This is a genomic window from Aromatoleum aromaticum EbN1 (genome assembly GCF_000025965.1).
GTDB classification, from domain to species: Bacteria; Pseudomonadota; Gammaproteobacteria; order Burkholderiales; family Rhodocyclaceae; genus Aromatoleum; species Aromatoleum aromaticum.
Genome location: NC_006513.1, coordinates 3,414,759 through 3,439,931, shown reverse-complemented (window position 1 = coordinate 3,439,931; position 25,173 = coordinate 3,414,759). Strand labels below are relative to the sequence as shown.

Annotated in this window: 17 protein-coding genes and 1 pseudogene; 9 read left to right on the top strand and 9 right to left on the bottom strand. The window is 62.2% G+C overall.

The window, feature by feature from the left end; genetic code table 11:
- Positions 1–2: 2 nt before the first annotated feature.
- Positions 3–752, bottom strand: a complete 750-nt coding sequence (locus tag EBN1_RS16325) for an SDR family NAD(P)-dependent oxidoreductase (RefSeq protein WP_011239074.1) — start codon at positions 750–752, stop codon at positions 3–5.
- Positions 753–1,175: 423 nt separating this feature from the next.
- On the opposite strand from EBN1_RS16325, the gene EBN1_RS16320 reads away from it, so the two are divergent.
- Positions 1,176–2,300: an ISAs1-like element ISAzo3 family transposase gene (locus tag EBN1_RS16320; protein WP_011235911.1), complete on the top strand. Its 1,125-nt coding sequence runs from the start codon at positions 1,176–1,178 to the stop codon at positions 2,298–2,300.
- 268 nt (positions 2,301–2,568) lie between these two features.
- On the opposite strand, the gene EBN1_RS16315 is transcribed toward EBN1_RS16320, so the two are convergent.
- The 8 genes and pseudogenes from EBN1_RS16315 to EBN1_RS16280 form a co-directional block, all read right to left on the bottom strand.
- The gene (locus EBN1_RS16315) at positions 2,569–3,615 is read right to left on the bottom strand and encodes a PEP/pyruvate-binding domain-containing protein (RefSeq protein ID WP_011239072.1); all 1,047 of its coding nucleotides are present in this window, start codon (positions 3,613–3,615) and stop codon (positions 2,569–2,571) included.
- A 16-nt stretch (positions 3,616–3,631) separates the two neighbouring features.
- Positions 3,632–5,455, bottom strand: coding sequence for a PEP-utilizing enzyme (locus tag EBN1_RS16310; protein ID WP_041646519.1), 1,824 nt, complete (start codon positions 5,453–5,455; stop codon positions 3,632–3,634).
- On the bottom strand, positions 5,439–6,341 hold the full coding sequence (locus EBN1_RS16305) for an HAD-IIA family hydrolase (protein WP_011239070.1): 903 nt from the start codon (positions 6,339–6,341) through the stop codon (positions 5,439–5,441). Before EBN1_RS16305 ends, EBN1_RS16310 begins: the two co-directional genes overlap by 17 nt.
- Positions 6,338–7,822, bottom strand: a complete 1,485-nt coding sequence (locus EBN1_RS16300) for a pyruvate/oxaloacetate carboxyltransferase (RefSeq protein ID WP_011239069.1) — start codon at positions 7,820–7,822, stop codon at positions 6,338–6,340. The genes EBN1_RS16305 and EBN1_RS16300 overlap by 4 nt, the downstream gene beginning before the upstream one ends.
- Positions 7,819–9,174, bottom strand: coding sequence for an acetyl-CoA carboxylase biotin carboxylase subunit (locus EBN1_RS16295; protein ID WP_011239068.1), 1,356 nt, complete (start codon positions 9,172–9,174; stop codon positions 7,819–7,821). The genes EBN1_RS16300 and EBN1_RS16295 overlap by 4 nt, the downstream gene beginning before the upstream one ends.
- Positions 9,174–9,662, bottom strand: coding sequence for an acetyl-CoA carboxylase biotin carboxyl carrier protein (gene accB / locus EBN1_RS16290; RefSeq protein ID WP_011239067.1), 489 nt, complete (start codon positions 9,660–9,662; stop codon positions 9,174–9,176). Before accB ends, EBN1_RS16295 begins: the two co-directional genes overlap by 1 nt.
- Positions 9,663–10,049: 387 nt before the next feature.
- Positions 10,050–11,174 (bottom strand): ISAs1-like element ISAzo3 family transposase, encoded by a 1,125-nt coding sequence (locus tag EBN1_RS16285; RefSeq protein ID WP_011235911.1) that lies wholly within the window; start codon positions 11,172–11,174, stop codon positions 10,050–10,052.
- Positions 11,175–11,657: 483 nt separating this feature from the next.
- Positions 11,658–11,930: pseudogene (locus EBN1_RS16280) on the bottom strand (ISAs1 family transposase); the annotation flags it as partial.
- 157 nt (positions 11,931–12,087) lie between these two features.
- Between EBN1_RS16280 and EBN1_RS16275 the strand changes: the two are divergent.
- The 8 genes from EBN1_RS16275 (at position 12,088) to EBN1_RS16240 (ending at position 24,959) form a co-directional block, all read left to right on the top strand.
- On the top strand, positions 12,088–13,773 hold the full coding sequence (locus EBN1_RS16275; RefSeq protein WP_011239064.1) for a DUF1302 domain-containing protein: 1,686 nt from the start codon (positions 12,088–12,090) through the stop codon (positions 13,771–13,773).
- Positions 13,774–13,801: 28 nt separating this feature from the next.
- Complete coding sequence (locus EBN1_RS16270; protein ID WP_011239063.1) at positions 13,802–15,154, top strand: DUF1329 domain-containing protein; 1,353 nt, start codon at positions 13,802–13,804, stop codon at positions 15,152–15,154.
- 163 nt (positions 15,155–15,317) lie between these two features.
- Positions 15,318–16,427, top strand: coding sequence for a WD40/YVTN/BNR-like repeat-containing protein (locus tag EBN1_RS16265; RefSeq protein WP_049780302.1), 1,110 nt, complete (start codon positions 15,318–15,320; stop codon positions 16,425–16,427).
- Positions 16,427–18,850: an efflux RND transporter permease subunit gene (locus EBN1_RS16260; RefSeq protein WP_011239061.1), complete on the top strand. Its 2,424-nt coding sequence runs from the start codon at positions 16,427–16,429 to the stop codon at positions 18,848–18,850. The genes EBN1_RS16265 and EBN1_RS16260 overlap by 1 nt, the downstream gene beginning before the upstream one ends.
- A 249-nt stretch (positions 18,851–19,099) precedes the next feature.
- A complete protein-coding gene (locus EBN1_RS16255; protein ID WP_011239059.1) occupies positions 19,100–20,095 on the top strand; it encodes a zinc-dependent alcohol dehydrogenase family protein in 996 nt (331 codons plus the stop codon).
- A 39-nt stretch (positions 20,096–20,134) separates the two neighbouring features.
- Entirely contained in the window at positions 20,135–22,129 is a 1,995-nt protein-coding gene (locus EBN1_RS16250; protein WP_011239058.1) for an acetoacetate--CoA ligase, read from the top strand.
- A gap of 32 nt (positions 22,130–22,161) precedes the next feature.
- Entirely contained in the window at positions 22,162–23,067 is a 906-nt protein-coding gene (locus EBN1_RS16245) for a SphA family protein (RefSeq protein WP_011239057.1), read from the top strand.
- Positions 22,989–24,959: a sigma-54-dependent Fis family transcriptional regulator gene (locus EBN1_RS16240; RefSeq protein WP_241762753.1), complete on the top strand. Its 1,971-nt coding sequence runs from the start codon at positions 22,989–22,991 to the stop codon at positions 24,957–24,959. Before EBN1_RS16245 ends, EBN1_RS16240 begins: the two co-directional genes overlap by 79 nt.
- The last annotated feature ends 214 nt before the right edge of the window (positions 24,960–25,173 follow it).

The following is a 25,173-nucleotide window of genomic DNA, read 5'->3' as shown; positions in this document are numbered from 1 at the left end:
GGTTAATGCCGCGTCCAGCCGCCGTCGACGCACAGGGTCTGACCCGTGACAAAGGCCGACTCATCCGACGCGAGGAACAGCAATGGCCCGAGCAGATCCAGGGGCTCCTGCCTACGCTTGACCGCCTGGGCCTCGACCAGCATGTCCCACGTCTGCAATATGTCGGGAGAACCGCTAACACCGGGGGTATTCGTCAGTCCCGGAGCAATGCAATTGACGGTGATGCCGAATTCGCCGACCTCGCCGGCTAGGCCGCGCGCCAGACCGATGACGCCGCCCTTGCTTGCCACGTAGTGGGTGAAATTAGGCACGCCCATGAAGAAAGTGGTGGATGTCATGTTGATGATCCGGCCATGCCGCTGCAGTTTCATGATCGGGACGACGGCCTTGGAGCAGAGAAACGGCCCGTCCAGATTGATGGCCGTCACCCGGCGCCAGTCTTCCAGGGAAATCTGCTCGATCGGACTGGTTGGATAGATGCCGGCGTTGTTGACCAGAATATCCACCCGGCCATAAATATCCGTCACCTGCTTGACCATGCGTGCCACGTCCTCCGGATTGGCAACATCCATCTGAACGCCCATCGCGGTTCCATCGAGGGCCTTGATTTCCGCCAGGGTTTCCGTGACGTCGCGCAAATCAGCCGCCACCACGCGGGCGCCCTCGCCCGCCAGTCCCACGCAAAAAGTTCTGCCAATGCCTGCCGCCGCACCGGTAACGATTGCAACCTTTCCTTCAAGTCGTTTTGCCATGATTCCCCCTTTGCCGTGTAATCGCCTGGCGCACAAGAATGACGACGTATTTAACAGACCGTCTCCGCCTGCCAGACCGGGTTTTCAATCTGTACTGCCCGCATGCACCCCAATCGCCGCAAGTGAAGTGAATATACGATCAGTCAATATCGAAAAAAATCGGAAAAGGAGGATTGTTTGTAATCGAATTCCGGACCTGCGAATAAGAATGATCCTGGCAAAAAGCTAAGATATTTCCTATTTGCAATGCCGGCCGAACCCGGCGGGGAGATACGTCCGGATAGCGGCTCTCCCCCGGGACGGCAGGGCAATCGCACCTAAAATGCATAACCGATACAGGTAAACCGTTTACGATCATGCGCTTAGCGAGCCCCTGTTCACAACGTCATATTTTGTGTAGCTTACTGTCTTTTTGGGACGCCCATGAAGACAGGCCAGTTGATGCCCGTGAGCGAAGTGTTCGTGTCGGTACCCGACCCGCGCAGCAAGCGTCAGGCCCGGCACGATCTGTCCGAGTTGCTGACGGTGGCGGTGTGCGCGGTGCTGTGCGGGGCGAACGATTTCGTGGATGTGGCGCTGTGGGGCAAGTCCAACCTGGCCTGGCTGCGCAAGTTCCTGAAGCTCAAGGCGGGCGTGCCCTCGCATGACACGTTCTGCCGGGTGCTCGCGATGATCGATCCCGCGGCCTTCGAGGCGGCCTTTCTGCGCTGGGTGGGCGTGCTGGTGCCGGCGCTGGCGCCGGACAGCGTGGTGGCCATCGATGGCAAGACCAGTCGGCGCAGTGGCGGCAAGGATACGTCGGGGCCGTTGCACATGGTCAGCGCCTTTGCCGCCGGGATGGGTCTGGTGCTGGGGCAGCGCGCCATCGATCAGAAGAGCAACGAGATCACGGCGATTCCCGAGTTGCTCGCCATGCTGGCGCTCGAAGGCACCATCGTCACGATCGATGCGATGGGCACCCAGGCAGCGATTGCCCGCACCATCCGTAGTCGTGGCGCAGACTACGTGTTGTGCGTCAAAGACAACCACCCCACGCTGACCGACTCGATTCTGCTCACCCTGGCCGGCGTGGCGGAAAAGATCGCGCCGGCTTCGCATTTCGAAGAACAAACCAAGGGCCACGGCCGCGTGGAGGTGCGCCGCTGCTGGGCCTATGATGCGGTCAGCCAGTTGTACAAGTCCGAGCAGTGGGCCGGGCTGCAATCGTTTGCGCTCGTCGAGCGCGAACGCACCGTCGACGGCAAGACCAGCGTCGAGCGCCATTACTACATCAGTTCCCTGCCCGCAGATGCCGCCAGAATCGCGCAGGCCGTGCGCAGCCACTGGGCGGTCGAAAATCAGCTTCACTGGTCGCTCGATGTGCAGTTCAACGATGATCAGTCCCGTGTGCGCCGAGGCTATGCGGCCAACAACTTCGTGGTGCTGCGCCACATCGTACTGAACCTGCTGCGCCACAACACCACCCGCAAGGCCAGCATCAAGTCCAAGCGACTGCTCGCCTGCATGGAGGATGACTTTCGCGAAGAGTTACTTGGGTTGGCCATTTGAGCGCCTCGGGTTATGACAAGACGGTGCAATTGCCCTGCCCGGGACGGCCGGGTCAGGCGACGTGATCGATGCGGAGGCGGAATTGCGGCGAAGACCGGACGTTTCGCTCGTTCGTCAATTCAGCGCGAAGTCGTGCATCGAAACGGGGATTGCACGTTTCGATGCACGATGTGGCCTGTCAATTCGTCAATAACGAAGCGATGGCCGGGACACGGCCCCGCGGGGCCGAACCTCGACAGAAGCCGGACCTCCGGCTTTCTGTCGAGGTTCAATGCGGCTTCGCCGCTGCCAGCACCGACGCGGCCATGCGCGAGAGTGCATCGGCCGAAACCGGATTGGCCTCGCCCCTGCCCGGCAGGACTGTCACCGGACGGCACTGCAACAGTACGATGTTTTGGCCGGGCGGCAACTCGCGGTCGACGGCAAACTCGATGTCTTGCGGCGCGCCGTTCAGGCGCTCCAGCCGCTTGCCCAGCCGCGCCAACGCCATGACCTCCTCGTCATCCAGACACAGTTTGCCGCGGCGCTCGACATCAACCGGTGTCGCCACCTGACCACCGATGTATTCGAGGTGCTTGTCACCGAGCACCCGGTCGACCACATGACCCTCGATCTTCGCCACGACATAGCGGTCGGGCGTCACTTCACCGCCGACAACCCCCAGCCCCAGCCCGTACGACGCCTCGATGTGGATACGCGAACGGTCGCCGGTAAGCGGACTCACCGTGAACATCACGCCCGCGGCGCGTGCGTTCACGGTCTTCTGCACGACGACGGCCATGTCGACGTCGAGCGGATCGATCCCGTTCTTCCACGCGTAACTTAGCGCGCGCGCCGTAAACGCGCTCGCCCAGCAGAGGCGGATATGCAACTCGACCTGCGCCAAGCCGCGCATGCCGACGAAGGTTTCGTATTCGCCCGCGAAGCTCGCGCCCGCCGAGTCCTCCGCCGTGGCGCTCGAGCGCACCGCGACCGATACCTCCGGAAACCCGAGCGATGCGCACAGGCGCTCGTATGCCACGGCTACCGCCGCATGCGACCCGGCAGGCAGCGGCATGTCGACGAACCAGCCGTGGACGGTTCGCGCGACATCGTCGAGGGCATCGATCGAGACGCGGTCGACCGCGCCGAGCACCGATTCCAGGCGCTGCCGCAAGCCGATGGTCGCCAGATAGTCACGGTAAGCCGTGGTCGAGACGGTAAATCCGGGCGATACCGGAATGCCCGCCTGCGTCATCATGGCCAGGCCATGCGCCTTGCCGCCGACCAGTTTCAAATCTGCCGACAGCGGATCGTCGAAATTGAACGTCAACATAATAGGTTCCTCATTCTCACAACGGAGTGACGGTGCCCTTGCGGCCATCGATGCGCACCCGCTGACCGGTCTTCAGGCGCGTCGTGGCAAACCCGGTGCTGACCACCGCCGGCATGGCGTATTCGCGACAGATGATCGCCGCATGACTCATCATCCCGCCGATGTCGGTCACGACACCCGAAACGACCGAGAACGCCGACGCCCATGACGGAGCGGTAATCTGCGCCACGAGGATCTCGCCCGGTAACAGCTGGCTGAGTTCGTCCTCGTGGCGGATCACGCGGACCAGGCCTTCGACCACGCCCGGCGACACGGGGATGCCCTTGAGTTGCCCATCGTTGTTGGAACCCGCCGTCTGATCGAGCCAGTCGGCCACGCGCTCGGTCGTCACGCCGTAGTTCATGATGGCGAACGGGTCGGTCACTTCCTTGGGCGGGATGCCGTATGCCGGCGCAGGCGAGGCGGAACGCAGGGCCGTCATGATCTTGCGACGCTCGGCGATCTCGGCGTGCCAGTGCTGCACACCCCGTGCCGGCACGCCGATCGCCCAGGACTCCACCAGGTCGAACAGTGCCTGATCGAGCTCGAAGCGGTTCAGATAGTAAAGGTCGTTCGTTTCCTTGAAGAAACCGGCCTTGACAAACACCTGGCCAAGCTCGCGCACCTTCTCCCAGAACACGGCATGCGACCAGTGTTCGACGTAGATGTTGTGCTCCTCGATGAACGGGAAGACGGCGCGTGACAGACCCAGCGCCTCGTCGAACTTCGTGGCTTCCGCGGGTGTCAGCAGGGCACGGTATTCGCCGGCAATCTCATCCTGCTCGGCCTGCAGCCGGGCCACCGGACGGTCGATCTCCTCCCCTGCTTGCAGCAGGCCGACATAGCGGGCGATGCCCTGCAGCGGGATCACCAGGTTGCCATTCCACGTTTCCTGGTCATGCATGAAGCCGTATTCGGCGAAGTAGTCGAACCAGGGATCCCGCGCGGCTTCGAACTCCGCGATCCAGCGCTCACCGCCGGTTCGGCGCTTCAATGCGGCAAAGATCTCGTCCGGGCTGTCCCTGCTGTCCAGCACCTCGCCCAGACCAAGTTCCACCGCCAGCTTGGCGAGCCGGCGCAACTCGTCATCAGGCCGAAAGGCAATGCCTTCGACGCCCGCCACCATGCGTGCGATGGTCTGGTCCTCGATCTCCGGGAACGCCTGTTTGCAAAGGCCGAAGAACACGAGATAGGCGCCGTAGCCCAGGCCCAGCATCTCGAAGTGGTACTGCCAGACAAGGAAGAAGTCGTTGATCAGGCGGTGGTAGTTTTCCACCAGATCCCAGGATACCGAGCAACCACGGCCTTCAGTAACCACCTCCAGCGGCTCGAACTCCGGCAGCGGCTCGAACTTCAGCGCCTTCATCCGCCGGACCGCCACGAGCATCTTCTCCTGCCAGCGCGCGTACAGGTCATCCCAGTTCTTGTAGTAGAACCCCGCGCGCTCCTGGAACAGGACAAGGCGCCGCTCGATCTCGGCCGGATCGGTCACCGGCAGCGGGCAGATATATACGTAGCCGTTGACCATGCGCACGTCCAGGCCCAGCGCCGAGGGCAAGGCGATGCTGCGTGCGCTGTTGACGCCCGCACCGTAGTACACCGCCTCGGCACCGATGCTGTCGAAGGGATGGACTGCGCGCGACCAGTGCATCGAATCCGCAAACCAGAAGCGCGAGTCTTCCGCCGGTTGCCCTTCGGGTTGCGAAACGAGGAAGTACGGGTACATGCGCTGCCAGCCTTCTGCGCCTGCGGGCACCTGCGCCTCGTGGAAGAATGAAAACCGGTCACGTGCTTTGGTCATTGTTGTCTCCTTGAGGCTCAATGGTCTTTATCAGTTCGACGAGCGCACCGACGTCGGCCACCTGCAGGTGCGGCCGGTGCGTGGGTTCAAGGCCCGGAATTTCGGCGGCGGAGGTACCGCCGCTCATGACGAGGACACCCAGCGCCCCCATCTGGTGGGCGAGCCTTATTTCGATCGATGCCATGTCGCCGACGACGACGATGCGACTCCCGTCACCGCCGAGCCGCGACTGCAGAACCTCGCCGATGGCCGGTGAGGGCTTGCCGCAGACCTCGGCCTTGCGCCCGGTAACGGCGGCAATGGCAGCGGCGATCGCCGACGAGGACGCAATCGACCGACCGATGCCGCCATGAAACCAGGGCGTATCGACGGTGACGTAGAACGCCGCGCCGTGGTCGGCGATGGCCAGGCATGCGGCGTTGAGCACCGACGACGCATACACATCGGCCGCTCCGACCACCACCACGCCGGCAGGAGCACCACCCGGTTGCGCGAGTTCGATCTGCCGTTCGAGCAATGCCGCTTCGAGGCCGCGGTCGCCGACGACAAGCACTGACAGGCCCCGATGGTGTATCGCGATATGGTCGGCGGCCGCGGTGGCGGCGGTCATCATCTCGCCATCGGCCACATCGAGACCGATGGCCCGCAGATGCTTCGCGTAGTCCTGCACCGGACGTTGCGACGCATTGGTGCACACGATGAAATCCCGTTCGGAGCGGCGCAGCCAGCGCAGCAGCTCGACGGCCCCCGGGATCGGCACTCCTCCCGTACCGCCCGCCGTGGCGGTACGTACCAGACAGCCATCGACGTCGAGCACCCAGCCGCGTGCCCGTACGGCGGCCCGCACCGCGTCCGGCCGGGTCATGGCAGGGCGGACATCCGTCATGACGCCTCCCCGGTATGCCTGCTGCCGCGTAGTGAAAACAGGGTGTCGCCATGGGAGACGCTGACCGACAACGGGCGCTTGCGGTCGCCCAACGCCTGCGCAAGGGCCTTCAGCGAGCGGTCCCGCGTGCCCATGCCGGCGCGTTCGCGCTCGTCCACCATCGCACCCACCTGCTCGGCCGGCATCAGCGCGCGCAACAGCAGGTCCTCGTCCGAAATACCCCGACCGAAGCGCGAGCGCAGTTCGTCCAGCGACGGCGCCCCGGCCTCCTGATGCCGGTTGCGCGCGCGTGGCGAGTCGTGCGCCCGCTCCAGCAACGCGCTGCTAACCGGCCCGGGCATCGGTCCCCAGTCGCCCATCAGCATGTCGACCACCTCGTCGCTGACCTGCTTGTACCGTTCGCCGGCCATCACGTTGAGCGCGGCCTGCGTGACGATGTACTGGGCGAACGGTGTCATGACGATCGGCCAGCCGAGATCGCTGCGCACCTGCACGGTTTCCTCGATCACCGCAGGCATCAGATCGGCGCGTCCCATTTCGGCCAGCTGGCGGCGGGTGGTCGAAATCACGCCGCCGGGCAGGGTATGGCGGTAGTAGGACTCGTCGTAGGCCTGCACCACTCCCGAGGGCAGGCGCCGCAGCATCGCCTCACGGCGCAGGATCGCGGACGCCTCCTCCATCGCGTCGAGATCCACGTCCACGCGATGACCGCGGGCACGCAGGTTCGCGACCAGTTGCGCCGCCGGGGCATGCGACGACCCGTTGGCCAGGGGGGGCAGCGCGCAATGCAGCGTGCCGATGCCGAGGTCTGCCGCGGTCAGCAGCGTGATCGGCGCCAGACCGGTGTTGCAGTGCGTATGCAGTTCATCGATGCGCAGGCGCTTGAGGCGCTGACGCATATGCGGGACGAGGGATTCCAGCCGCGCGGGGGTCAGCAGGCCGGCCGGATCCTTGAGGTAAACCGAGTCGATGGCTTCGCAATCGTCGAGTTCGGCAACCCGGTCGGCGAAGTAGTCGTCGGTGTGAACCGGACTGATCGTGTAACAGATGCCAGCGACCACCTCGTCGAAGCCGGCACGCCTGGCCATGCGCGCCGTTTCCCTGGCCGACGCCATGTCGTGCATCGGGTCGATGATCCACATCCGCGTCACGCCGTGCCGGCGCAGCAGGTCGAACGCCAGCTGGAACAGGTTGGCCGGTGTGCGCGAAAAGCTGATGAAGCGCTTGCCGGTGGTCAGGAAGCCCAGCGGCGTCCGCGGCGCGGCACGGCTGGCGGCGTCGATCCGGGCCCACGGATCCTCGCGATGGAAACGCACGGCGACGGCAACCTGCGTGCTCGACAAAAGCTCGAGCGCGCGATAGCCGACCCGGTCGATTGCCGGGCAGACGCGTTCGATGGTGCGCGTCTTGACGCCGACCGCCCCCCAAAGACTCTGGTTGCCGTCGCGCAGGGACACGTCGACGAGATGAACATCGGTCATGACCGAACCTCCTTCGCGAAACGATCCTCGAGCCAGCGTGTGGTCACGGTGTCGTGAATGATCTCGGGGGTATCGAGCATCTCCCGCAGCAGCGGCTGTGTCGTCGTCAAGCCACGCACATCCAGCCCGGCGAGTGCCGTCCGCGCCCGCGCCAGCGCGGCCTGCCGGTCGGGCCCATGGGCGATGACCTTGGCCATCAGCGCGTCGTAGTAAGGGGGAAACAGATAGTCCTCGTACATGTGCGTGTCCCAGCGCACGCCGCCGACCGGGCTCGGCCGCCAGTGCGTCAGCCGGCCGGGCGAAGGCCGCAACCCCTGCGCCGGATCCTGTGCGGTCAGGCGCACCTCGACCGCGTGGCCGTCGACACGGATGTCCTCCTGGCGCAATCGCAGGGGTTCGCCGAAGGCAACCAGCAGCTGCTCGCGCACGAGATCCACACCGGTGACGGCTTCGGTCACCGGGTGCTCGACCTGGACGCGCGGATTCACCTCCAGGAAACAGATGTCGCCGCGCTCGACGTCGACCAAGAACTCCACCGTCCCGAGGCTGACGTAGTCGAGCGCGTCGGCGATACGCAAGGCGTAGTCATGCAGGCGCTGACGCGCCTCGTCCGACAACGCAACGCACGGCGCCTCCTCCAGAATTTTCTGGTAGCGGAACTGCAGCGAGCATTCGCGTTCGGCCAGGTGGATGCGGTGGCCGTGCGCATCGCCGAGGATCTGCACCTCGACGTGCTTGGCCGCCTGTACAAAGCGTTCGATGAATACCGTACCGTCGCCGAACGATGCCGAGGCTTCCGACGAGGCCAGCTCCCACGCCGCCGCCAGGCCGGCCTCGTCATGAACCTGCTTCATGCCGCGCCCGCCACCGCCGAACGCTGCCTTGACGAGCAACGGGAAGCCGATCTTGCGCGCCAGCAACAGGGCATCCGCGGCGGTGCGCGTCGGCCCGCCCGGCGACACCGGCACGCCGACCGACTCGGCCAGCCGACGGGCACTGATCTTGTCGCCCAGCGCCTCGAGCTGCTCCGGGCGCGGACCGATGAAGGTCAATCCGTTCGCGGCGCATAGACGCGCGAAGTCGGCACGCTCGGAGAGAAAGCCGTAGCCCGGGTGCACCGCTGTGCAGCCGGTGGAGATGGCGGCCTGGATGACGGCCGGCACGTTGAGATAGCTTTCGGTCGCGCGCGGCCCCCCGAGCGTCACGACGCGGCCAGCCCGACGCGCGGGCAAGGACAGGCGGTCGGCCGCGGAAACGCCCAGGACGGTCTCGAAGCCCAGCCGGTCGCACGCATCGATGATGCGTAACGCGATCTCACCGCGATTGGCCACAAAAACCCGCTGCATGGCCATCAGGCGTCACCCGGCGCGATGCTGAACAGGGGCTGGCCGAACTCGACGAGTTGCCCGTCATCCGCGTGGATCGCCACGATCACGCCACACACGCCCGCCTCCACCGAGTTCATCAGCTTCATGACCTCGACAATGCAGAGAATCGTTTTGGCCTCGACCCTGTCGCCAACCTTCACGAAGGGCGCCTCTCCCGGTTTGGGGCGGGCGTAGAAGGAGCCGAGCAAGGGTGCCGTCACCACTTCCGCACCTTCCGGGGTCGCCATCGCGGACACCGGGCGTGACACGACAGCCGGCTGTACGGATGGCGCAGCGGGCAAGGCAGCGCTCCGCGTGGCCGGCACGGAGACCGGTGCGGCAGCGTCGCCCGCCGACACGCCACCGCGGCTGATCGTCACCCGCATGTCGCCTTTTTCATAACGGAATTCGGAGAACTCCGCCCCCTTCAGCAATTCCACCATCGCTGCCAGTTCTTCGAGATCAATGTCCATCGGGATTCCTCATTTGGCGCCCGGGGTGCCCGGGATAAATTCAGTTCAGAAAATCGATTCGATAATCGCCCCGATCCCGGAAGCCTCATTGCCAATCCGGTCCATGAACCGGTGGCAGGGTGCGCAGGAGCACCATTTCGGCAGCTCCACCCACTTCGGCTGTTTGAGATCGACGCGTAACGAGTAACGAATATACGTAGGGGGAATATGGAAAAAAATCGGAAAACCCTGATTTTTTGTAATCTGAAACTGAATATGCGCAGTCTTTGACCAGGAATTTTCCTACCGCCGGTTAAATAAATCCGGCGGCGCGCGGCGAAAGGAAGGATGCAACGGACGGCGTAGCTGTTCAGGGCAATTGCACCGTCTTGTCATAACCCGAGGCGCTCAAATGGCCAACCCAAGTAACTCTTCGCGAAAGTCATCCTCCATGCAGGCGAGCAGTCGCTTGGACTTGATGCTGGCCTTGCGGGTGGTGTTGTGGCGCAGCAGGTTCAGTACGATGTGGCGCAGCACCACGAAGTTGTTGGCCGCATAGCCTCGGCGCACACGGGACTGATCATCGTTGAACTGCACATCGAGCGACCAGTGAAGCTGATTTTCGACCGCCCAGTGGCTGCGCACGGCCTGCGCGATTCTGGCGGCATCTGCGGGCAGGGAACTGATGTAGTAATGGCGCTCGACGCTGGTCTTGCCGTCGACGGTGCGTTCGCGCTCGACGAGCGCAAACGATTGCAGCCCGGCCCACTGCTCGGACTTGTACAACTGGCTGACCGCATCATAGGCCCAGCAGCGGCGCACCTCCACGCGGCCGTGGCCCTTGGTTTGTTCTTCGAAATGCGAAGCCGGCGCGATCTTTTCCGCCACGCCGGCCAGGGTGAGCAGAATCGAGTCGGTCAGCGTGGGGTGGTTGTCTTTGACGCACAACACGTAGTCTGCGCCACGACTACGGATGGTGCGGGCAATCGCTGCCTGGGTGCCCATCGCATCGATCGTGACGATGGTGCCTTCGAGCGCCAGCATGGCGAGCAACTCGGGAATCGCCGTGATCTCGTTGCTCTTCTGATCGATGGCGCGCTGCCCCAGCACCAGACCCATCCCGGCGGCAAAGGCGCTGACCATGTGCAACGGCCCCGACGTATCCTTGCCGCCACTGCGCCGACTGGTCTTGCCATCGATGGCCACCACGCTGTCCGGCGCCAGCGCCGGCACCAGCACGCCCACCCAGCGCAGAAAGGCCGCCTCGAAGGCCGCGGGATCGATCATCGCGAGCACCCGGCAGAACGTGTCATGCGAGGGCACGCCCGCCTTGAGCTTCAGGAACTTGCGCAGCCAGGCCAGGTTGGACTTGCCCCACAGCGCCACATCCACGAAATCGTTCGCCCCGCACAGCACCGCGCACACCGCCACCGTCAGCAACTCGGACAGATCGTGCCGGGCCTGACGCTTGCTGCGCGGGTCGGGTACCGACACGAACACTTCGCTCACGGGCATCAACTGGCCTGTCTTCATGGGCGTCCCAAAAAGACAGTAAGCTACACAAAATATGACGTTGTGAACAGGGGCTCGCTAAGCGCATGATCGTAAACGGTTTACCTGTATCGGTTATGCATTTTAGGTGCGATTGCCCTGCGTAGCTGTTGAAAGCCGGCCAGAGCGCCACCCCTCTCCGTATTTGATACAGACGACTTTCGTCAATTCACCTCGGACAATTCCTACCGTGCAATCGGCGTTTTCCGATTGCGTGGCAAGGAATTCGACTACAAAAAATCCACTTTGTCCGATGTTTATCCGGAGGTCGCCGCCTTATATTTTCCCTCGACGAAGGTGTGTCTTTCGGGAACAAGACCGGCGTATGCCATTCGGTGGCGCCAGACCAATCTAATCTTGCCAGGGGGTGATCATGAGGGGATCGGTAAGGCTTTGTCGTCGATGGGGAGGTTGTCGCGCAGGAAAAGGAGCTAGGGCTCCCGCAGCTACGCATCCATATACGATGTCCTTGACGCACAGCACGTAGTGGCCGTCCTGCTCGCGAATCTGTCGGGCGATGGCCGTTTGGGTGCCCATCGCATCGATCGTCACGATGCAGCCCCTGATGTCGAGCGTGGTGAGCAGCTCGGGAATCGCGGTGATCTCGTTGGACTTCTCGGCGGTGGCCGTCTGCCCGAGCACCACCCCGACGTCGGCGGCAAACGCGCTCACCAGGTGCAGTGGCGCGACCGCCGTCTTGCTCGTCGTGCGCCGGCTCGTCTTGCCGTCGATGGCTAGCTTTGTTCATTCGATCAATTCACCAAATTATTTAAAGAGGATGGCTGCTGTTCATTGACCCGGCCATCCGAAACGCTCCTGCAACAAACCTGCAGCCGTGACTGGCCACAGGCAAAAAAAGACGCAGTTATATTTACTCAAGGAGGAAGACAAAGACATGAACGACAAGCAGCCCCGTCTTAACCACAATTGCACGCTACGAATCAAGTCAGTCAGCAAGGCCGTCGCCACCCTTTGCACAGGCATGGCGGTTTCGGGGGCAGTTTTCGGCATCACCATCGATACAGGCAACCCTGATCTGTCGATGCGTTGGGACAATACCGTCAAATACAATGCGAGCTGGCGCGTCGAGCAGCAGGACGCGAGCGGGCCGGCCTCGGATGCAGGCGCGCAGATCAACACCAATGACGGTGACCGTAATTTCGCCCGCGGCTTGATTTCGAACCGGTTTGACCTGCTCTCCGAGTTCGATTTGCGCTACCGCAACAACATGGGCATCCGCGTCAGCGGCGCAGCCTGGTACGACCAGGTTTACAACGAGTCCAATGACCGCAGTCCACGCCACGCCGGGTCCCTCAACCAGCGTTCCGCGGATTTCGACGAGTTCACGACGGCCACTGAAAAGCTGCACGGCCGGAAAGCGGAATTCCTTGACGCCTTTGTATATGGCCGAACCGACATTGCCGGCAAGGGCCTTAACCTGAAGGCGGGGCGCTTCACTCAGCTCTACGGCGAAACCCTTTTCTTCGGTGCGAACGGGATCGCGGGCGCACAGACCCCGCTCGATCTGGCCCGTGCGCTGTCGGTGCCGAACTCGCAGTTCAAGGAAGTCGCCCGCCCGGTCGGGCAGGTTTCGGCGCAACTGCAGATCAGCCCGGACATCTCGGTCGGCGCCTATTACCAGTACGAATGGCGCGATTCGCGACTGCCGGGCGCAGGCAGCTATTTTGCGTTCGCGGATTTCCCCGGGGCCGGCGGCGAGTTCCTGTACGGACCGTTCGGACCGAACGGGACGCTACGTCGGGGCGATGATCTGGATGCCAAGGACTCCGGCCAAGGGGGGGTACAAGTCAAATTCCGTGCCGGCGACACCGAGTACGGCCTGTACGCCGCCCAGTTCCACGACAAGCTGCCGCAGTTCTACATCCGGCCTGGGGTGAACGCCGATCCGGCCAGCGGCGTGGATGGCGATTACGTCCTGGTTTTTGCGGAAAACATCCGCACGGTCGGGGCGAGCTTTGCCACGCTGCTGGGGGAGACGAACGTTTCCGGCGAACTGTCCTTCCGCGAAAATCAGCCGCTGGTTGGCACCGGCAACGTCACCCTTGGGCTGGGTGGGGCGGACAACGACGACAACGCCACCTTTCCGAAGGGCAAGACGATGCATATGAGCCTTTCGGCGATCACCGTTCTGCCGGCCAATGCGCTTTGGGAGGGCGCAGCCTTCGTGGGGGAGTTTGCCTACAACCGTGTGTTGAGCGTCACCGACAACAAGGCAGTGCTCGACCCGAATGCCACGCGTGAAGCGAGCGCAATCCAGTTCGTTTTTACCCCGGAATATTTCCAGGTCGCTCCCGGACTTGATTTGCAGGTGCCGATCGGGGTCAGTTATGGCCTGGCAGGGCGCTCCTCCGTGAATGGCGTTCTGTTCCCGTCTGAAAATGGCGGCAGCCTGAGCATTGGCGTAAAGGCCGATTACCGAAAGACCTGGCAGGGCGGCTTGAATTACACCCACTACATCGGTTCCTCGGGCTCGATCGTCAATCCGGCAGGAGAGCTGTCCTATGACAATTTCCACGGCGATCGCGACTTCGTGTCGCTCACGCTTCAGCGCACGTTCTGATTCTTATAAAACGACCGAGGAGATCAAGATGCTGAAAAAGACCTTGCTGTGTGTCTCTATCCTGGCGCTGAGCGCAGGCATGCAGAGCACGATGGCCGCAGTGAGCGCAGACGAAGCCGCCAAGCTGAAAACCTCGCTGACGCCGCTCGGCGGAGAAAAAGCCGGCAACAAGGAGGGCACCATCCCGGCGTGGACTGGGGGGCACACCGGCCCGGTCGCGGGCCCGAAGGTGGGCGACATTCCGGTGAACCTTTTCCAGAATGAAAAGCCGGCCTTTCAAATCACCGCGTCCAACATGGCCCAGCATGCGGACAAGCTCTCCGAGGGCACGCAGGCGCTGCTGAAGAAATACCCGGACACGTTCCGTGTCGACGTCTATCCAACCCATCGCACGGCGACGGTGCCGGAGCACGTGGCGGCAAATACCTTCAAGAATGCAACCAACTGCAAGACGACCGAAGGTGGGAATTCGGTTGAAGGTTGTTTTGGGGGAATCCCATTTCCGGTGCCGAAAGAGGGGGTCGATGTCGTATGGAATCATTTGTTGCGGGTCGAGAGTGAATCTGTTGAATTCGTGTTTAAGAACTTGGTAGGTTCGGCGGATGGGTCGAGGACGATGGCTACCAGGAGCGAAGATGTCCATCAGCATCCTTATTTCTATAAAAATGGAACTTTGGAAAATTGGTCTGGAGAGTATCTTTTAAATCGTTTCAGCACGACCGCACCGCAATTTAAAGTTGGGGAGTCTTTAGTCTTTCGTGACAGTATTGACCCCAAAAACCCACGTCAAGCATGGCAATATCTGGTTGGTCAACGCCGTGTGCGGCGAGCGCCTACGGTCGCTTATGACACGCCAGATTTTGTATCGTCCGGCGCAAACTATTTCGATGAAGTCATGGGATTCATGGGGTCGCCGAATCGCTACGAGTGGAAACTCGTAGGGAAGCGCGAGATGTACATTCCGTATAACAATAATGAGCTGGTCACGGCCAAGGAAAATGAGATCTTTAGCAAATTTCACCTAAACCCGGATAAGGTGCGATGGGAATTGCACCGAGTCTGGGAGGTCGAGGCCACCGTGGTTTCGGGGAAACGTCATGCGGTGCCCAAACGCCGTTATTATTTCGATGAGGACACGTGGATTATCAGCATGGTCGATGGGTATGATGCAGAAGGAAAGTTATGGCGGGCTTCGCAAGTGTTTCCCTTCTTCGTGCCGTCCATTCCAGCAGTGGTGATGAAACCTAGCATTGTGTTCAATCTTCAGGCTGCCACCTATGCCGCCACGGTATTTGTTAATGACGAATACTATAGAACCATATCTCCAAAGCCAGAAACATATTTCACCGGAGATGCCGTCGCCGCCGACGCTTCACGCTGATCTCGCCTGGCTGCTTGACAGTCGTCCAAGGGCCTGCCTGGCCGCGGGCAGGCAGGCCCCTGATTTTCAGGCTGAGGTTTTCGCTGTTGAACGACGCTCCGTCCACCGCGCGGATCCACAGGGTCTGCCCTGGCGTGGCGAAGCGCGAATGAGAGTAGGCAACATGGTTCTGAACACTGCGGTGCGGCCCCTGATGGCTGCCACCCTTTTGAGTTTGATGGGTCAGCTTGCGGTGGCGGCGCCTACCGGCCAGCCTGTGCCGGATCTGATGGAGGTGGCGGCAAGCATAGATGTGCGTGCCACCAGCGCTGTCCAGCTGGCGGTTACACGGGCGGGTGATCGCCTGGTTTCAGTGGGCCCCCGGGGAACAGTGCTCCTTTCGGACGACGGCGGTAAAACCTGGCGGCAGGCAGGTTCGGTGCCGTCGAGCGTGGCGCTGACCGCTGTCTGCTTCGTCAACGACAAACTGGGCTGGGCGGTCGGCCACAGCGGCGTCGTGCTGCATTCCCGGGATGGCGGCGAAACCTGGGTGCGCCAGCTTGATGGCCGGCAGGCGGCGCAACGGGTGCTGGAAGAAGCCGAGGCCCTTGAAGCGACCGGCAGGGAAGGCGCCGAGCGACTGCTGCGCGACGCACAGAGGATGGTCGAAGACGGTCCGGACAAACCGCTGCTGAGCGTGAGTTTCACGAACGAACGTCGCGGCTATGCGGTCGGCGCCTACGGACTCGCCCTTGCCACCGAGGATGGAGGCCAGTCCTGGCAGGCTTTCATGGCACGTCTGCCGAATCCGCGCGGCAAGCACCTTTATCAGATTCGTGCCGACGGTGCCCGGCTGCTCGTATCAGGAGAACAGGGGGCGCTGTTTCGCTCGGATGATGCCGGACTGTCCTTCGCCGAAGTCAGGACGCCCTACCCCGGCACGTTCTTTGGTGCGCTTTCGCTCGCTGAAGACACCGTTCTGGCGTACGGCTTGAGGGGCAATGTCTGGCGCAGCGGGGACGGGGGCACGGCCTGGACACAAATCGCCCTCGATCACGACATTACGATCACAAGTGGGGTGCGGCTCAAGGACGGCGCCGTCGTGCTTGCGGACGAAAGCGGCCGCCTGCTGCGCAGCGACGACCAAGGGCGCAGTTTCAGCGCACTTAAAGCAAAGGCCCCCAACGCGGTCACCGCGCTGGTGCAGATCGACGACGGAGCACTCGTCATGTCCGGAGCACGCGGCCTGAGCCGCGTCGACGCAGCTCAACTCGTTGTTACGGAAAATCAATAATGGCTGTTGCACATTCACTTCCGGCCGAAGCGGTCATTGTCGATCTCGCAGACTTCGATACACGCTCCGGTTCGTTTGCCGAGCGCGCGCTTTTCAACAACCGCCTGGTCATTGTCACACTGTGCTTTCTGGCCACGCTGGTGCTCGGCTACCAGGCGTTCGGACTCAAGTTGAACGCCGCGTTCGACAAGATGATCCCGACCAGCCACCCTTACATCGTGAACTTCCTCGACAACCGCAGCCAGCTCGCGGGCATGGGCAACAGCCTGCGCATCGCCGTGGCGGCGACGGAAGGGGACATCTTCGACGCAGAGTATCTCGATACCGTGCGCAAGATGAGCGACGAGCTGTTCCTGATGCCGAGCGTCGACCGGCCCTACATGAAGTCGCTGTGGGCGCCCGCCGTGCGCTGGACCGGCGTGACCGAGGAAGGGCTCGACGGCGGGCCGGTGATTCCGGACGACTACGACGGCTCGCCCGAATCGATCGAGCAGGTGCGCGTCAACGTCGAGCGCTCGGGCGAGATCGGCCAGTTGGTCGCCGCCAACTATCAGTCGAGCATCATTTTCGTCCCGCTGCAGGACAAGATCGCCGAGACCGGGGAGCGGATCGACTACCACGCGCTGTCAAAGCGCATCGAGGTGCTGCGCGCGAAGTACGAGTCGGAGAAGATCAGGATCCACGTCACCGGTTTCGCCAAGGTGGTGGGCGATCTGATCGACGGCCTGCAGCAGGTGATGATGTTCTTCGCCGGGGCGATCGTCATCTGCACCGCCGTGCTGTACTGGTACACCCGCTGCCTGCGCAGCACGCTGCTGGTGGTGGCGTGCTCGGTGGTGGCCGTGGTGTGGCTGCTGGGCCTGCTGCCCACGCTCGGTTACGAGCTCGACCCCTACTCGGTACTGGTGCCCTTTCTCGTCTTCGCCATCGGCATGAGCCACGGCGCGCAAAAGATGAACGGCATCATGCAGGACATCGGGCGCGGCACGCACAGCCTGGTGGCGGCACGATATACCTTCCGCCGCCTGTTCCTCGCCGGGATGACCGCCCTGCTGGCCGACGCGGTCGGCTTCGCGGTGCTGATGGTGATCGACATCCAGGTCATCCAGGATCTGGCGATCACCGCCAGCATCGGGGTCGCGGTGCTGATCTTCACCAACCTCGTGCTGCTGCCGATCCTGCTGTCCTATACCGGGGTGAGCCCGGTGGCTGCCCAGCGCAGCCTGCGCGCGGAGCTGCGCGACGCGCAGGATGCCGGGCACGGCAAGCATCCGTTCTGGGCCTTCCTCGATCTGTTCACGCAGCGCAAATGGGCCAGCATCGCGGTGCTGACAGGGCTGGCGATGGGAGTGGTGGGCCTTGCAGTGAGCTTTCAGCTCAAGATCGGCGACACCGATCCCGGCGCCCCCGAGCTGCGCCCGGACTCGCGCTACAACCGCGACAACGCGTTCATGACTGCCAACTATGCGGCCAGCAGCGACGTGTACATCGTCATGGTCCGCACGCCGCAATATGCCTGCGGCCAGTACGACACGCTCATGGCGGTCGATGCGCTCGAGCGCGAGCTGCAGCAGCTGCCGGGAGTGGAGGCGACCAGCTCGCTAGCCGGCCTCGCGAAGACGTCGAACGCCGGCATGAACGAGGGCAGCCTGAAGTGGTTCGAGATTCCGCGCTCGCAGGACATGCTCAACGCGATCATCACCCGCGCCCCGCGGGAGATGTTCAACCAGAACTGCGACCTGCTCACCGTCTATGCCTACCTCAAGGATCACAAGGCCGATACGCTCGCTAGCGTGGTCAACGTGGTCGAAGCCTTCGCCGCGCGCCATGGCACCGATGAGGTGCGTTTCCTGAACGCGGCGGGCAACGCGGGCATCGAAGCGGCAACCAACATCGTGGTGAAGAAGGCCAACGTGCAGATGCTGTTCCTGGTCTATGCGGCGGTGATCGTGCTCGCCTTCATCGCCTTCCGCTCGTGGCGTGCGGTGGTGTGCGCGGTGGTGCCGCTGATGATCACCTCGGTGCTGTGCGAGGCGCTGATGGTCGCGCTCAACATCGGCGTCAAGGTCGCGACCCTGCCGGTGATCGCGCTGGGCGTGGGCATCGGCGTCGACTACGCGCTCTACGTGATGACCGTGACGCTGGCGCGCCTCAAGGACGGCATGAGCCTGTCCGAAGCGTACTACCGGGCGCTGATCTTCACCGGCAAGGTCGTCGTGCTCACCGGCATCACGCTGGGCATCGCGGTTGCCACCTGGGCCTTCTCGCCGATCAAGTTCCAGGCCGACATGGGGATACTCCTCGCGTTCATGTTCGTCTGGAACATGCTCGGCGCGCTGATCCTGCTGCCCGCGCTGGGGCATTTCTTGCTGTCGCCGAAGACGCGGATGCCCACCGTCTCCGCGCTGGTCGAAGTGGCCTGAGCGAGCTGGTCATGCACCTTTTTCTTGTTGCCTGCCAAGGGATCGAACGTCCGACAGGGAGCCCACGGTTTTCTTCTCCTCAGAAGGATCTGGGTGACTCGATCACCCCCTTTTATTCGTCGACCACGTGGGAACGCACGTGGCCGACGTTTGCTGCGAGCGATGGCCAAGGGTGGGAGGCCGCACGAGGCGCTTCTACAGTAAATAGTGCGCCTGTTTTCAATTGAAGAATCGGACAAGGAGAAAGACATGGCGCGTGTAGTGCGGTTTCATGAGTTTGGAGCCCCCGAGGTACTGAAGATCGAAGACCTCGAGGTCGGCGAGCCCGGCCCCGGGGAAATGCGCATTCGCGTTCAGGTGATCGGCCTGAACCGGGCGGAGGCCGCCTTCCGTGCGGGCCAGTACATCGAAAAGGCGCAACTGCCGGCCCGCTTGGGCTATGAGGCCGCCGGCACGGTAGACGCGTTGGGCCAAGGCGTTGGCGGCTTTGAAATCGGCGAAGCGGTTTGCGTCATCCCGGAATTTTCGATGAACCGCTACGGTGTTTATGCCGAACAGGCGATCGTTCCCGCCGCCGCGGTGGTCAAGCGTCCGCCCGGCTTGAGCACGGCGGAAGCCGCGGCAGTCTGGATGCCCTACCTGACGGCATACGGCGCCCTGATCGACGTGGTCCGGCTCGGCCAGGGCGATGCGGTGGTGATTACCGCCGCTTCCAGCAGCGTTGGTCTTGCTGCCATCCAGATCGCCAACAGCGTCGGCGCCGTGCCGATTGCCGTCACCCGCACCGAGGCCAAACGCGCCGAACTGCAAGCGGCCGGTGCGGCCCATGTGATCGTTAGCCAGGCGCAGGACATTGCCGCCGAGGTGATGCGCATCACCGGCGGGGACGGCGCGCGTATGGTCTTCGATCCGGTGGGTGGGCCGAGCATTCTCCCGCTGGTATCCGCCCTGGCATGCCAGGGCACGCTGGTGCTCTACGGCAACCTGAGTGGAGAAGCGCACCAGACGCCATTTCCATTCGGTCTTGCGGTGGGCCGTGGCTTGAGTCTGCGCGGCTATCTGGTATTCGAAATCATCCATGACCCGGCCCGCCTGGCGCGCGCCGAGGCCTTCATTCGCGAGGGACTGCGCAGCGGCGTGCTCAAGCCGAAGATCGACAGGACATTTTCCCTCGAGAAGATCGTCGAAGCCCACCGCTATCTGGAGGGAAATCAGCAGTTGGGCAAGGTCGTGGTCACGGTCTGAGCGAATAACACACTGACTTAACGAAAACGGAATGGACTCATGATCAAGGAAGGCGAGTTGTTGTGGACGCCCAGCGCCGACTGGGTGAGGAATGCCAATATTACAACGTACCAGAACTGGCTGCGCGACCAGTGCGGGCTGGTGTTCGACGACTACGATGCGCTGTGGCGCTGGTCGGTCGCAGATGTCGAAGGCTTCTGGCGCTCGATGTGGGAATATTTTTCCCTCGAATCGTCAACACCGTGGTCCCGGGTTCTTGGCGACCGCGCCATGCCCGGCGCGGAGTGGTTCCCGGAGACGCGTCTCAACTACGCGCAGCACGTGCTGCGCCAGGAACGCCCCGGCACCGATGCCGTCATGTTTCTGAGCGAAACCACACCGCTGACCGGGATGGCATGGGAAGACCTCGCCGGCCAGGTGCGTATTCTCGCCACCCGCTTGCGCGAACTCGGAGTGCAGCCGGGCGACCGTGTCGTCGCCTACATGCCCAATATTCCTGAAACCATGATCGCCATGCTGGCTACCACCAGCATCGGCGCCGTCTGGGCGAGCTGCTCGCCCGATTTCGGATCGCGTGGCGTACTCGACCGCATCACCCAGCTGTCGCCCAAGGTTCTTTTCTGTGTGGATGGCTACCGCTATGGCGGCAAGGCCTTCGACCGCCGGACAGAGCTACGGGACATCATCGGCGCATTGCCGAGTCTGGAACACATCGTTCATCTGCCCTACCTGAATGCACAGGACCCGGCGCCGCCGGTCGATCGTGCCCTGCAATGGCACGCGCTGATGAACCACGAGCCGGTTCCGGCGCAGGAATTCGAATTTGCGCAGCTACCTTTTTCTCACCCGCTCTGGATCCTGTTTTCCTCCGGCACCACGGGCTTGCCCAAGGCGATAGTCCATAGCCACGGCGGCATCCTGCTGGAGCAGAACAAGCTGCTTCGCTTCCACATGGACGTTCACCCCGGCGAGCGCACCTTCTTCTTCACGACGACCGGCTGGATGATGTGGAATGTGGTCGCCAGTTCACTGCTGGCGGGCGCCTGCCCGGTACTCTACGACGGCAATCCCGCCTACCCCGAACCCGACGTGCTCTGGAAAATGGCCCAGGATTGCGGCGCCAGTTTCTTCGGCGCCAGCCCGACCTATGTCGACATCATGAGCAAGGCCGGGATCGTTCCGGGCAAGAAGTTCGATCTGACGAAACTGCGCGCGATCATGCCGGCGGGCTCTCCCGTTTCGCCCGAATGTACGGCCTGGTTCTACGAAAACGTCAAGAAAGACCTGTGGATTGCCACCGGCAGTGGCGGTACCGACTGCTGCACCGGCTTTGTCGGCGGCGTCCCGACCTTGCCCGTCTATGCCGGCGAGATCCAGGCGCGCTCCCTCGGCGTCGCGGCCTACGCGTTCAACGATCGCGGCGAGTCCGTGATCGACGAGGTGGGGGATCTGGTCATTACCGAACCCTTGCCTTCGATGCCGGTTGGTTTCTGGAACGACGAGGGCAATGCGCGCTACCGCGAGGCCTATTTCGAGGATTTCCCCGGAGTCTGGCGTCACGGCGATTTCTTCCGCATCAACGCGCGCGGCGGCTGCTTCGTGCTGGGGCGCTCCGATGCCACCCTCAACCGGCAGGGGATACGCATCGGTACCGCCGAGATCTACCGGGCGCTGGCGACCCTGGAAGAGGTCGACGATGCCCTGATCGTCAATCTCGATTTGCCGCATGGGCAGTTCTTCATGCCGCTTTTCGTCAGGCTCACCAATGGCCTGACTCTGGACAAGGACATCGAGAGGCGCATTTGCGACCGCTTGCGCAAGGAATATACGCCGCGCCACGTGCCGGACAAGATCATTCAGGTACCGGAAATCCCCGCCACCCTCACCGGCAAGAAAATGGAGGTACCGGTACGCAAGATATTGATGGGGGTTCCGGCCGACAAGGCCGCCAACCTCAATGCAATGGCCAATCCGCGGTCGATCCATCATTTTGTCGATTACGCAAATAGCCAGCATGACTACACACTGACCTGACAGGTCATGTATTCCTTTCGGGGGCGTGGCGAATGAGAAACAGCGCGATTGCGGTGCTGGCAACCCTGGCGTTGATGGCCGGAGCCGTGCAGGCCAAGGAAGGGGGGGATCAATACCCGAACGGGGCGGAAAACTGGTTCGCGGGAGCGCTTCCGCCTCCGGGAAATTACCTGCTCAACTATTTCGGCCATGTTTCCGGGACGCTGCGCGATCGCAGCGGCAACAAGGTCACTGCCCCGAACGGAAATGGCGTCCGCCTCGATGCCACTTTCGAAGCACCGCGCTTCGTGAAAGTGACGGAGACGACCTTGCTCGGCGCCAACTATGGCTGGGCCGTGTTCCTGCCGCCAGTCATGGATCTCTCGATCAATGTCGCCGGCACCAGGAACGGTCGAACCGGCTTCGGCGATGCCAACATCACGCCGGTCGTGCTGACCTGGCACTCGCCGGAATGGCATTACGCACTCGGCCTGGATATTTACCTGCCGACAGGCGCGTACAACAGGAAAAACGCGCCAGGAAGAAATCCCGGCGCAAACTACTACAGCTTCGAGCCGGTGTTCGCGCTGACCTACCTGGGCAAGGATGGCTGGGAAGTCAGCGGAAAGTTCATGTACAACATGAAGACGAGGAACAAGGACACGGACTACCGGTCGGGCGACGAGTTTCACATGGACTATCTGGTCGGAAAACACATCGGCCCCTGGTCCGTGGGCGTGAGCGGTTACTATTTGCGGCAAACAAACAACGATGAACGGGACGGCGTGAAGGTCGGCGCGGACGGAAATCGCGGCCAGGTATTTGCGATTGGCCCGAGCGTGAAATACGAGACCGCCTCTCACTCTCACCTGATTTTCCAGTGGCAAAAGGAATCCCGCGCCGAAAACCGGTTTCAGGGCGACATGTTCTGGTTCAAGCTGATCATGCCCATATTGTAAAATGCTCTCAATATACTGATACAGCAGCGCAATTGCCCTCCGCCTGCGGTAATCATGATGTCGATGTCGATGCCGACCGCCGGATCATCTGGCGACGTGGGGAATGGTTGATCGCTGATACACTGCGGCGATCTTATCGGGTTCTGTTGCCGGGGACCGCCAAGCCAGAGGACGGACGATTGCAGAAAAAACTGAAAGCGCTCGCCGAGTCTGGTGATTCGGCGTTCGGAATTGAGGATCTGGCCACACGGTTGCGTTTCGAATTTACGGAAGGGAATATCTGGCTGGGCGAGGAGAGGATGGTTCTCCTGCACATGAAAGCGTTGGGCAGCCTGCGCAAGGAGCTGGCCGACACGCTCGGTTCGGATCGGGCGCGCGGACTGCTGACGCGGATGGGCTACGCAGCAGGTATGTGCGATGCCGAACTCGTGCGCAAACTTTATCCCGACGCGCCCGATCCGGAGATCATCCGCAAGGGACCGCTGCTGCATAACCTCGAGGGCTTCGTCAAGGTCGACCCGGTCCGCATCGATGCGGATATTGCCAAGGGTACCTATTATTCCGAGGTTCTCTGGTCAAACTCATTCGAAGGGGAGGTCCACCGGCAAATATTCGGTGTCGAGCCGGGCTCAACCGGCTGGATGCAACAAGGATATGCCACAGGCTATGTAAGCGGGATAATGGGCACATTCATCCTGTTCAAGGAATGCGAGGAAGGACCCGGGCAGTCGCGACTCATAGGCAAGCCGCTCAAGGGCTGGGCACCAGCCGAGGCCGAGGAATTGCTGCGCCATTTCCACCCGGACGCCATTGCCGACCAGATCCTGCAACTCCAGCAGCAGGTGCAGGGGCTTCGATATTCCATCGAAGACTCCATGGAAGCCAGCGACATGGTCGGGATATCTCCGGCCTTCAAGGCGGCGTGGTTGCTGATCCAGAAAGCGGCAGTCAGCCAGATAACGGTGTTGTTGCTTGGCGAAACGGGCGTGGGCAAGGAGGTGTTCGCCCGTGCCTTGCACAAGGCGAGCAGCCGTGCCAGCGGTCCTTTCGTGGCGGTTAACTGCGGGGCGCTGCCCGAGCCGCTGATTGAATCGGAACTGTTTGGCGTCGAGAAAGGCGCCTATACAGGGGCGCGCAATTCCCGTCCTGGCCGCTTCGAGCGTGCCCATTGGGGTACCTTGTTTCTGGACGAGGTTGCCGAGTTGAGCATGTCCGCCCAGACGAAGTTGCTGCGGGCCATTCAGGAAGGCGACATCGAGCGGCTGGGGGACACGAAAACCAGAAAGGTGGATGTCCGGATAGTCGCCGCCACCAACGTGGATTTGAAGCAGGCCGTCGAGCAGGGGCGTTTTCGCAAGGATCTGTATTACCGCCTCAATATCCTGCCGGTGCTGGTTCCCCCCCTGCGCGAGCGGGTGCAGGATATCCCCCTGCTGGCCCAGCGCTTTGTGGAAAAATTTTCCGCCCGCGAAGGCAAGCGTCCGGCCAGGATAACCAACCGCGCCATGCACGCACTGATGAATTATTCCTGGCCCGGGAATGTTCGCGAGCTGGAGAACATGATCGAGCGCGGCGTGCTACTCACCCAGAATGGCGAACAAATCGATGTCTCGAACCTGTTTCTGACCTCGTCCCGCAACGGGCCGGAAGTTCCCGAGGTCAGCGTCGACAGGCACGGAAAACTGCTCGCCTGCGAAGATCACGCAATCAGGGAGTTGGTTGAGCATATCTTGGACAAGGGCGTGTCGCTGGAGAATGTGGAATCTCTTCTGGTAGATACCGCCCTTGCCCGCAGCCTTGGCAATGTCAGTTCCGCGGCGCGCACGCTGGGGCTGACACGCTCGCAATTACGCTACCGGCTCAGGAGCCGGAAAAGCCCCCCGGAAAGCTGAAGCAAGACGTTTGTCGTTGTTGGCCCGAAAAGCGGCGATCTCCAGCTCAAGCCGAAAATCACCATTTCGGACTTCTCGAGCACTGTCCTGTGCAGGGATGGTTCATTTTGACCATCCGACTGTTTTCTGGCTGATCTAGTCCACATCGGGCTTCGGTGATGTTTTCATTCAGTAACAAATAGTCCTATAAAAACAACATATTGGCTGTCAGGTA